General features: G+C 38.7%; 10 protein-coding genes. All 10 read left to right on the top strand.

Annotation, left to right across the window (positions count from 1 at the left end):
* Positions 1 to 20: 20 nt before the first annotated feature.
* The 10 genes from GUU89_RS13475 (at position 21) to GUU89_RS13430 (ending at position 10418) form a co-directional block, all read left to right on the top strand.
* Positions 21 to 932 (top strand): XdhC family protein, encoded by a 912-nt coding sequence (locus tag GUU89_RS13475; RefSeq protein ID WP_162128398.1) that lies wholly within the window; start codon positions 21 to 23, stop codon positions 930 to 932.
* Positions 929 to 1972 carry a molybdopterin molybdotransferase MoeA gene (locus GUU89_RS13470; protein WP_162128397.1) on the top strand — a complete coding sequence of 348 codons (1044 nt, stop codon included), beginning with the start codon at positions 929 to 931 and terminating at the stop codon, positions 1970 to 1972. Before GUU89_RS13475 ends, GUU89_RS13470 begins: the two co-directional genes overlap by 4 nt.
* Positions 1969 to 2100 (top strand): hypothetical protein, encoded by a 132-nt coding sequence (locus tag GUU89_RS13465; RefSeq protein WP_162128396.1) that lies wholly within the window; start codon positions 1969 to 1971, stop codon positions 2098 to 2100. The genes GUU89_RS13470 and GUU89_RS13465 overlap by 4 nt, the downstream gene beginning before the upstream one ends.
* Positions 2101 to 2148: 48 nt before the next feature.
* The gene (locus GUU89_RS13460; protein WP_162128395.1) at positions 2149 to 2889 is read left to right on the top strand and encodes a sulfite exporter TauE/SafE family protein; all 741 of its coding nucleotides are present in this window, start codon (positions 2149 to 2151) and stop codon (positions 2887 to 2889) included.
* A gap of 2 nt (positions 2890 to 2891) precedes the next feature.
* A complete protein-coding gene (locus GUU89_RS13455) occupies positions 2892 to 3146 on the top strand; it encodes a MoaD/ThiS family protein (protein WP_162128394.1) in 255 nt (84 codons plus the stop codon).
* On the top strand, positions 3146 to 4228 hold the full coding sequence (locus tag GUU89_RS13450) for a HesA/MoeB/ThiF family protein (RefSeq protein WP_162128393.1): 1083 nt from the start codon (positions 3146 to 3148) through the stop codon (positions 4226 to 4228). Before GUU89_RS13455 ends, GUU89_RS13450 begins: the two co-directional genes overlap by 1 nt.
* Complete coding sequence (locus GUU89_RS13445) at positions 4229 to 4675, top strand: molybdenum cofactor biosynthesis protein MoaE (RefSeq protein ID WP_162128392.1); 447 nt, start codon at positions 4229 to 4231, stop codon at positions 4673 to 4675.
* A gap of 1 nt (position 4676) precedes the next feature.
* On the top strand, positions 4677 to 5591 hold the full coding sequence (gene moaCB / locus GUU89_RS13440; RefSeq protein WP_162128391.1) for a bifunctional molybdenum cofactor biosynthesis protein MoaC/MoaB: 915 nt from the start codon (positions 4677 to 4679) through the stop codon (positions 5589 to 5591).
* Positions 5581 to 6585, top strand: coding sequence for a GTP 3',8-cyclase MoaA (moaA, locus tag GUU89_RS13435; protein ID WP_162128390.1), 1005 nt, complete (start codon positions 5581 to 5583; stop codon positions 6583 to 6585). Before moaCB ends, moaA begins: the two co-directional genes overlap by 11 nt.
* 218 nt (positions 6586 to 6803) lie before the next feature.
* Entirely contained in the window at positions 6804 to 10418 is a 3615-nt protein-coding gene (locus tag GUU89_RS13430; protein WP_162128389.1) for an MBG domain-containing protein, read from the top strand.
* Positions 10419 to 10512 lie beyond the last annotated feature (94 nt).

The following is a 10512-nucleotide window of genomic DNA, read 5'->3' as shown; positions in this document are numbered from 1 at the left end:
CCACCAATAATTTTCAGATTATGGTGATTGATTTCTATAAAAAAGTTCAGCAAGTACTTCAAGAAGAACAGCGACTGATTCTGATGGTAGTTATTGCCAATGAAGGCAGCAGCCCAGGAAGAAAAGGTTTTAAAATGTTGGTGTCCAAACAGCAAATGTTCGGTACGATTGGTGGCGGCATTATGGAACATAAATTGGTAGAGTTTGCGGAAAGTCTTTTAGATAAACCGCATTTTGAACCTTTCATAAAACATCAGATTCACGACAAATCGGCTCCTAAAGACCAATCGGGGATGATTTGTTCCGGGCAACAAACGATTGCTTTTTATGATGTTGATTCCAATTATTTTGCTTTGTTAGAAGAGATACTTTCCGATGAGGTTGTTACAATTAATTATTCTAATCATGGCGTCAAAACCCACAAACCTGAAGTTAGTGAATGGATGTTTTCAGAAACTAATTGTTTGATTCAAAAGGTTTACATTGTTGGCGGAGGCCATGTAGGTTTGGCGTTGAGCGAAGTGCTGTCTAAATTGGATTTTGAAATTCATCTGCTGGATCATCGAGAAAATTTAAATACGATGGAAGCGAATCATTTCGTCAAATCCAAAGCCGTAATCGAATTTGAATCCATAGAAAATCACATACCAGAAGGAGATAACGTTTATGTTGTAATTATGTCTTTCGGTTACCGAACGGATGATATTATTATTCGACGATTGCTGGGGAAAAATTTCAAATACATAGGGATGCTGGGCAGTGCGGCAAAGATTGAAACGCTATTCAAAAATCTCGAAGCCGATGGTTTTGACAAAAATCAAATTGCCAAAGTATACGCACCCATTGGCATTGATATTAAAAGTGAAACCACTTATGAAATTGCTGTTAGTGTGGCAGCCCAACTCATAAAAATCAGAAACCAAGACCGATGATTTCCGTAAACGAAGCCTTTTCGATTTTGAATAAAATCACTTTTTCTCCTAAAGAAAAGGAAGTTTTCTTATTGGAATCTCGGAACAATATTTTAGCGGAAACCTTGTTGTCACCCATTAACATGCCGCCGTTTCGGCAATCAAATATGGATGGTTTTGCACTTTGTCTTCATAATGCTTTGGAGTATGAAATCATTGGTGAAGTGAAAGCCGGTGATGAAAATCAACAGGAACTTAAACCCGGTCAAGCCTTAAAAATATTTACCGGAGCTGCCCTTCCTGATTCGGCACAAGCAGTCATTCAGATTGAAAAAGTTGCTGTAACCGGCAATCAATTACATCTTCAAGAACAAGTAATTCCCGAAACCAACGTTAGGCCATTAGGCTCACAAATCAAACAAAATGATGAGGCATTAGCAAAAGGAACGTTCCTCAATGCTGCAGCTATCGGTTTCTTAGCCGGATTGGGTTATACGAAAGTCAAAGTCTATCAAAAGCCAACTGTATCCATTGTCGTTACCGGAAATGAATTGGTTCAACCTGGGCAACCCTTGCCTTATGGCAAAGTCTATGAAAGTAATGCGATTATGTTGCAAACGGCTTTGTATAATGCTTATTATGTTGAGGTTAAACTGTATCAGGTTAATGATGATTTTGAAAATACGAAAGCTGTTTTAGATAAAGCTATATCAGAAAATGAGATAGTTTTAGTTTCGGGTGGTATTTCTGTTGGAGATTATGATTTTGTGGGCAAAGCATTAGAAAGTTTACAAGTAGAAACCTTGTTTTATAAAGTCAGCCAAAAACCCGGCAAGCCATTATTAGTGGGGAAAAAAGATGACAAATTAGTTTTTGCTTTACCCGGAAACCCAGCAGCAAGCCTGACTTGTTTTTATATCCATGTGTTGCCAACCTTACAACGATGGTCCGGAATGGCTATTTCCTACGAATCCAAAAGCACTAGGACTTTGGCACATGATTTTATAGTAAATAATTCACGTGACCAGTTTTTAAAAGCAACAAGCATGGGGAGGAAGTGACCATATTACCACATCAGGATTCTTCGATGCTCGATTCTTTTGCCACAGCCAATGTTTTAGTGTATTTACCTAATGGGAATTATCAAAAATTGAAAGGCGATAAAGTTGCGGTTTATCCCATTCAGTAAGCGGATTAGTTGCTATATTTGTTTTACATTCAAAATTCGTTTTTAGGTATGACTGATTTGATAAACTCCCCATTATTAATTGTTTTATTGGCTGTAGTAGCTTTTTTATATGCCAGTGTCGGACACGGAGGCGCCAGTGGTTATTTGGCTTTAATGAGTTTGTTCGCTTTTCCGGTAACCTTCATGAAACCCACCGCTTTGGTGCTGAATATTTTGGTTTCGGCCATTTCATTTTATTTTTTCTATAGAGAAAAAAAGTTTGAATGGAAATTGTTTTATCCGTTTGCTATCACTTCGGTTCCTTTTTCTTTTTTGGGTGGAATGATTGCTATTGAAACGCATTATTATAAAATAGCCTTGGGAACTGTACTGGTTTTTGCGGTTGCCCGTTTATTGGGTTTGTTTGGCAATGAAAAAACGGTACGAAAACCATTAAACATACCTTTAGCCTTATTCATAGGAGCTCTAATAGGATTTCTATCAGGATTACTCGGCATTGGCGGCGGCATTATTTTGAGTCCGGTCATCTTGTTATTAGGCTGGGCCAATATCAAACAAACCGCTGCGGTTTCGGCTTTGTTTATTTTTGTAAATTCTGTTTCCGGGCTTTTTGGATTTATGTCTAAAGGAGGAACATTGCCAAGTTCATCACTGACATTGATTATGGCAGCTCTCGTAGGAGGCATATTCGGAGCCTATTATGGAAGTAGAAAATTCAACACACTAACGCTACGAACGGTTTTGAGTTTTGTACTCGGCATAGCCATTTTAAAACTATATACTACCTAGTTATGAAGACTATAAAATGTACGGTAAAATATTATGGCATTATCAGGGATATACTAGAGACGGATAGTGATGTTGCTGAGTTTAGTGCATTCATTCCGACGCTGAATGATATAAAACTCGTACTCGAAAAATCGGCTCCCGAAATCAAAAAGGTGGAGTATTTGTTTGCCGTCAATCAGAAGATTGTTTCCAATTTGAAATTAGTGCTGAAACATAACGATGAGATTGCTTTGTTACCGGCTTTTTCAGGAGGATAATGCAGAATACAATGTACAGCAAACGATATGATAAACAAATCAAACTGCCTGAAGTAGGTATTTCAGGTCAGGAAAAGCTCGGCAAGGCTAAAGTATTAGTCATTGGTGCCGGTGGTTTGGGCTGCCCGGTGTTGCAAAATTTGGCTGCAGCCGGAGTAGGTTGTATCGGTATTGTGGATGGAGATGTTGTGGAAGAAACCAATTTACACAGACAATTTTTATACACCAAAGAAGACTGCGGAAAATTCAAAGTTACTGTCGCTGCTGAAGCCATTTCAAAGCAAAATCCGGAAGTTAAAGTGATTCCGTATGCAGATTATTTTACCAATAACAATGCCTTTCAAATCGTTTCCGATTACCAAATCATAGTGGACTGTACCGATACTATACCAACGCGTTATCTGATGAATGATGTTGCATTGGTGAAAGCAATCCCGATGGTGTATGCTTCGATTCACAAATTTGAAGGACAACTTTCTATTTTTAATTATAACAACGGACCTTCCTATCGCTGCTTGTTTCCGGAAAATGAGCCTATAAATACGATGGATACTTGTGCAGATTTGGGTGTTTTAGGTGTTTTGCCTAATGTACTGGGTGGTATGCAAGCTAATGAAATTTTAAAAATGATTTTGGGAATCGGCTCAGTTTTAAACGGCAGATTGTTGTTGTATAATGCGTTAGATAATTCTGTTCAAACAATTGATTTTCAAAAAAATGAGAATGAAATAAATAAAGGAATGCAAAACGGATTATCTATTTTAAATGCTGAACCAACAACTGAAATAGGCTTACTGTCTTCCTCCGATTTTTTTAGAGAAGCACAAAACAAAAACAATCTGGTGATTGACATTCGCGAACACTATGAAGAGCCAAAAGTAATGATAGAAAATTATAAGACTGTACCTTTGGGGCAACTGGATGACTTTCTGAAACACATCGACAAAAACCAAAAAATAATTCTCTTTTGCCAAAACGGAAGCAGAAGTAAATTAGCTTCAAACTATTTGCAAAAAAATGGATTTACCAATTTGTATCATCTAGAGAATGGCGTTGAAGCTCTACAAACAATAACTAGTTAAATGGAAACTACAAAACCAAAAAAATCATCTTTTCTTGATGGTGCCATTTCTGCCGAGTTCATCGGAAATTCTATTGCCAAGCATCAAAGTAAAACTACCATTGGCGCTCACAATATCTTCCTTGGTCAGGTTCGTGCCGATGTGATAGAAGGAAAACCGGTAGTAGCTATTGAATACTCGGCTTACGAAACTATGGCAGAGCAAGTTTTTTATGAAATCAGAGAAGAAGCTTTTGCCAAGTATGACTTAACTTGTATGCATATTTACCACAGCTTAGGATTGGTAAAAGCTGGGGAGATTTGTCTCTTTGTTTTTGTTTCGGCACCAAGACGAAAAGTAGTTTTTGAAGCGATTGAATTTTTAGTTGAAGCAATAAAAGCAAAGGTTCCGGTATTTGGTAAAGAAATTTTTGAAGACGAAACCTATACTTGGAAAAAAAACACTTAACATGGTCGATATCACCCATAAAATAACAACACTAAGAACAGCAGTGGCTCAAGCTATTGTAAAGGTAGGTTCAGCCGAAACCATACAAGCGGTTTTAGCAAAAAAAGTACCCAAAGGCGATGTGCTCGAAGTAGCCAGAACAGCAGGCTTATTTGCTGTAAAAAACACAGCAAGCGTCATTCCGGATTGCCACCCGATGCCGATTGAATTTACGGGAATTCAATTTGAATGTTTTGAAGATTACATCTCAATTGAAGTTACCGTGAAAACCATATACAAAACCGGTGTTGAAGTGGAAGCCATGCACGGGGCGTCTATCGTGGCCTTAACAATGTACGACATGCTAAAACCTATCGATAAAAAGGTAGAGATTTCGACAGTAAAGTTGTTGCATAAGAAAGGAGGGAAATCTGATTTCGGTACCAAAGAAAATTTCAATCTTTCAACCGCTGTCATTGTTTGTTCCGATAGTGTTTCGGCAGGAACTAAGCAAGATACTTCGGGAAAAGTGATCACTGAAAAGCTTCAAAAATTAGGATTGACCGTAGCACAATACGATATCATTCCGGACAAAATCGACGATATTCAAAGTCTAATTCATAAACATTTACAACAAAAAACCGATTTGGTTATTGTAACCGGAGGCACAGGTTTGTCACACAAAGATGTCACACCCGAAGCTGTAATTCCGTTATTAGACAGAAGAATTCCGGGAATAGAAGAAGCAATTCGGGCTTATGGGCAAGAAAGAACGCCCTTTGCTATGCTTTCACGAAGTGTTGTCGGATTCAAAGGCGATACTTTGATTATGGCGTTACCCGGCTCTGTTGGTGGAGCTTCAGAATCGATTGATGCGGTTTTTCCTTCTGTGCTACATTTGTTTAAATTATTGAACGGATTTGATCATGGAAAATAACCGGGAGTTGCAAGATTCTTTTGGACGAGAGCATACGTATTTGCGCATTTCGATTACCGAACATTGTAATTTGAGATGTGCTTATTGTATGCCCGAAGAAGGAATAGCGCTAACACCAAAACCCCATTTAATGACGGCTAATGAAATTATTCATATTGCCAAAACCTTTGTTGAATTGGGCGTGACCAAAATACGATTGACCGGTGGAGAGCCTTTGGTACGAAAAGATGCTAAAGACATTATCCTGCAATTAGGGAATTTGGGAGTCGATTTGACCCTTACGACTAACGGAATTCTGGTTCCGAATTTCATTGAAACGTTTAAAATTGCCGGAATCAAAACAATAAACATCAGCATTGACAGTTTAGTTAAAGAAAAATTCAACAAAATAACCCGAAGAAATTATTTTGAAACCGTTTTCGAAAATATAGATTTATTACTTACTGAAGGTTTTAGAGTAAAACTCAATGTAGTCTTGATGAAAGATTTTAACGAGGATGAAATCATTGATTTTATTGAATTGACTAAACATAAAAACATTCAAGTTCGTTTTATTGAATTCATGCCTTTTACCGGCAATCAATGGGATAAATCAAAACTGGTTTCTTATGCCGAAATTCTGGGAACCATACAATCCGAATATGCATTTAGCGAAATTGAACGTTTGACAGATGCTCTGAATGATACTGCGAAGAATTTTAAAATTAAAGCTCATTTGGGTAGTTTTGCCATTATCAGTTCGGTTACCAATCCGTTTTGTACTACCTGTAATCGTATTCGTTTAACGGCAGACGGCAAGTTGAAAAATTGTTTGTTTTCGAATTCTGAAACCTCTTTGCTCGAAACCTTACGCGCCGGAGAATCTATCCTTCCCTTGATTCATAAAAATTTACTTTCCAAAAAAGCCGTCCGTGGTGGTATGGATGACGATTTGAAATTTCAAAACCCTGATTTGTTTTCCCAAAACCGCAGTATGATTACTATTGGTGGTTAGTATTTAGCAAATAGTTTTCATTTTTATAAAATGCTTCTCTGAAGAATAAAATCATAAAATTTCATGTATTTAATCGATTAAAAGCGAATTAAACGATATAATTTGTCGTTTCGTCTACACTTAGTGTCTGTTCAACTTATTTCAAAGTAAATAACTTGATAGCTTGTAGATATTTGTGTTGGATAATTTCCCCAAATCTAACCCTTAAAGCTTTTATTATGAAATTAATTTTATGTAACCCCAAGAGTAAACTGCTCTTTTTTTTCTTGTTTTTAGTATTCTCTTCTAATACTATTTCAGCTGCTAATTACAGAGTTACCGCTATCAGTGTTGGTTCACAATCGACAACGGTAACATATGGAACAGTTTCAAGCACCACCTACACATTGACCCTTAGCGAGATAGGTAATGGAAATCCGGCTTCAACAAGTATACTGTCAATAAACTGGACGCCCCCTACAGGGGTAACCGTTTCAGGTTTAGGAACAATTAATTTAACCGGTGACGGGCAAACGGTAACTTTTACGGTTACTACATCGGCTAACACACCGGCAGGGACAACATCATTTACTATATCAAGTACAAATTATGCTGTGACATCAAGCGGAGCTAATTTTGTTGTAAGTAAAAGAAGCGTAACCATTACGGCTAATAATGCCAGTAAACCTTATGGTACTACACAATCTACTCCGGTTACAGGAGCCACCGCTTTTACGGTCAGTGGTTTAGCCGGTAGTGAAACGATTGGCAGTGTAACACTTTCTTATTCAGGGGGAGCTATCAGCGCATCATCATCAGTAGGTTCAACCTCCTCAATTATACCTAATACTGCTGTTGGTGGTACTTTTACAGCCAGCAACTATACTATTACTTATGTTAACGGAACCTTGACGGTTGTCAAAGCAACTCCAACAGTTACTCCAACTATTGGAACCTATACTTATGATGCAACTGCTCAAGGCCCCAATTCGGCAACCAATACCGGTTCAAGTACCAGTTATACCTATAGTTATATCGGTACTGGAACTACAAGTTACGGACCATCAGCGACTCGACCAAGTAATGCCGGAACTTATACCGTAACGGTTACGGTTGCTAGTAACACAAATTATAATTCGGCAAGTTCAGTAGCCACTGCATTTACAATTCAAAAGGCGGCACTTACAATCACAGCTTCCAATGCTTCTAAAAGCTATGGTACAACTTATACCTTAGGATCAGTGGCTTTCTCCGCTACCGGTTTATTAAGTGGACAAACTATAGGAGGTGTTACCTTAACCAGTACAGGAGCTGTTTCGTCAGCAGCAGTCGGTGCATACCTAATAGTTCCATCAGCTGCAACTGGTGGTACTTTTAATGTCAATAATTATACTATTACTTATGTTAACGGTACTTTGACGGTTGTAAAAGCAACTCCAACAGTAACACCAACTATTGGGACATATACTTATAATGCAACAGCTCAAGGCCCCAATTCGGCAACCAATACCGGTTCAAGTACCAGTTATACTTATAGCTATACCGGTACTGGCACCACTACTTATGGCCCATCAGCTATTCGACCAAGCAATGCCGGAACTTACACCGTTACGGTTACGGTAGATACTAACACAAACTATAATTCGGCAAGCTCAGCAGCCACTGCATTTACAATTCAAAAGGCAGTGCTTACGATTACAGCTTCCAATGCCTCAAAAAGCTACGGAACAACTTATGCCTTAGGAACATCCGCTTTCTCCGCTACCGGTTTATTAGGCGGACAAACCATAGGAGGTGTAACCTTAACAAGTTCAGGAGCTGTCTCGTCTGCAGCTGTCGGAACATACCCAATAGTTCCATCTGCGGCAACGGGTGGTACTTTTAATGCGGTGAATTATACTATTACTTATACAAACGGAACATTAACGGTTAGTACCGGTTCATCCGGTGGTGTCATATCAGGCGATTCAAGTATTTGTAGCGGAAGCACAGCCACACTGGTATTATCAGGTTATATAGGTAATGTCATTCGTTGGGAATATGGTGTAAGTCCGTATACCACTTGGTCAACAATAGCCAATACTAGTACAACTTATACCACAACAGCCTTGACACAAACTACCCAATTCAGAGCGGTTGTTCAAAATGGGAGTAGTCCTGCGGTAATTTCGACTATTGCTGCGGTAACTGTGGGTAATTCAACTTCATGGGATGGCAATGCTTGGAGCAACGGAACACCGGATGCGAGCAAAGCAGTAGTGCTTGCCGGAGCCTATACATCGAACGGTACCAATATAGAGGCTTGTTCCTTAACCGTAAACAACAATGCTGTGGTTACTATTGCTTCTGGTGATTCGGTTACATTGAGCGGAGCGGTAACGGTAGCTTCCGGAAGTTCATTGACTTTTCAAAACAACGCCAATTTAATTCAAAGCGGTACTACTAATACGAATTCGGGTACCGTAATTATCAAACGCGAAAGTGCTATGATTAAGCGCCTTGACTATACTTTGTGGTCATCTCCGGTATCAGGCCAACAATTACAAGCATTTTCACCACAAACCATGAGCAATCGATTTTATTCTTATAATTCGGCCACCAATGTCTATGATCAGATTGTTGCTCCCTCAACCATTAATTTCGAAACCGCAAAAGGCTATTTGATCAGAGCTTCTAATACGCAATCGGCGACCGAATTACAACCGTGGTTGGGTCAGTTTACCGGGGTTCCGAATAACGGAAATTATACCTTTACATTAACCGGTACTGGTGTTGGAAATCGTTTTAATTTAATTGGAAACCCTTATCCGTCACCAATTTATGCAGATGATTTTATCAACAATGCCAACAATGCTGTTACGATTACCGGTACTTTGTATTTCTGGAGAAAAATTAACGGGTCATTGACACCAAGCTATTGTACCCTTACCCCGCTGGGAGGATTTGTGAGTAACGGTCACCCGTCGGCAAATGCTTTTGGGCAAAATCCAAACATAGCTATAGAACCGGGACAAGGCTTTTTTGTTGAAGCTACCGGAAATGGGAATGGTACTGTACAATTTACCAATTCCATGCGAACCAATTCACATAATAATCTTTTCCTAAAAGCAGCCGCGTTCGAGCGCAATCGTATTTGGCTAAATGCTACAACAACCAACGGAGCTTTTTCACAAATGATGGTAGGCTATTTAACCAATGCTACTCAGGGAGTGGATAATTACATAGATGGGAAGTATATTAATGATGGCGAAATTGCCTTAACATCTTTAATAGGTACTACACCATACGCCATTCAGGGAAGAGCTTTGCCGTTTGATGCCGGGGATGTAGTTCCGATGAGTTTTAAAACAGCTACGGCCGGTGATTGCACTATTGCCATAGATCACTCTGACGGATTCTTTTCAGAGGGGCAGGAGGTATATTTAAGAGATAATGTTACCGGAACGGTGCACAACCTGAGTTCAGGAGGCTATACCTTTACATCGGAAGCCGGTACTTTTGACACCCGATTTGAATTGCTTTACCAATTGCCATTGGGAGTTTCTAATCCTCAATTTAACGCAAGTCAGGTAGTTATTTATAGAGATGCCGGAAATAATTTAATTATCAATACCGGTAATGAAAGTATGGCTACTGTAAAAATATTTGATATCAACGGAAAATTAATTCTGGAGAAAAGAGACATTCACAATGCACAAACTTCAATGTTTATTGGCTTGTCAAATGAAGTGGTATTGGTACAAATTACTTCGGAGAGTGGTACTATAGTGACCAAAAAATACCTATTACAAAGAATGACCCTTAAGAAAGATAAGCCGGCATTAGAAAAAACACAAATTGCCAACGATGAGTAGTTTTGTTAATTAAAGTAGATGTTTCTTTAAAAAGTCCCTGTTTTAATAGGGACTTTTTATTTTTTTTACCAAACATTACTGAAATCAACACTTG

Origin of the sequence: Flavobacterium phycosphaerae (assembly GCF_010119235.1) — a bacterium.
GTDB classification, from domain to species: domain Bacteria; phylum Bacteroidota; class Bacteroidia; order Flavobacteriales; family Flavobacteriaceae; genus Flavobacterium; species Flavobacterium phycosphaerae.
This window is presented reverse-complemented; position numbering and strand designations above follow the sequence as displayed.

Bases quoted from the DNA above. Each gene is read 5' to 3' on its own strand.
- GUU89_RS13430 (WP_162128389.1), top strand. From the start codon at position 6,804: ATGAAATTAATTTTATGTAACCCCAAGAGTAAACTGCTCTTTTTTTTC.
- GUU89_RS13470 (WP_162128397.1), top strand. From the start codon at position 929: ATGATTTCCGTAAACGAAGCCTTTTCGATTTTGAATAAAATCACTTTT.
- GUU89_RS13455 (WP_162128394.1), top strand. From the start codon at position 2,892: ATGAAGACTATAAAATGTACGGTAAAATATTATGGCATTATCAGGGAT.
- GUU89_RS13460 (WP_162128395.1), top strand. From the start codon at position 2,149: ATGACTGATTTGATAAACTCCCCATTATTAATTGTTTTATTGGCTGTA.
- moaCB (WP_162128391.1), top strand. From the start codon at position 4,677: ATGGTCGATATCACCCATAAAATAACAACACTAAGAACAGCAGTGGCT.
- GUU89_RS13450 (WP_162128393.1), top strand. From the start codon at position 3,146: ATGCAGAATACAATGTACAGCAAACGATATGATAAACAAATCAAACTG.
- GUU89_RS13475 (WP_162128398.1), top strand. From the start codon at position 21: ATGGTGATTGATTTCTATAAAAAAGTTCAGCAAGTACTTCAAGAAGAA.
- GUU89_RS13445 (WP_162128392.1), top strand. From the start codon at position 4,229: ATGGAAACTACAAAACCAAAAAAATCATCTTTTCTTGATGGTGCCATT.
- moaA (WP_162128390.1), top strand. From the start codon at position 5,581: ATGGAAAATAACCGGGAGTTGCAAGATTCTTTTGGACGAGAGCATACG.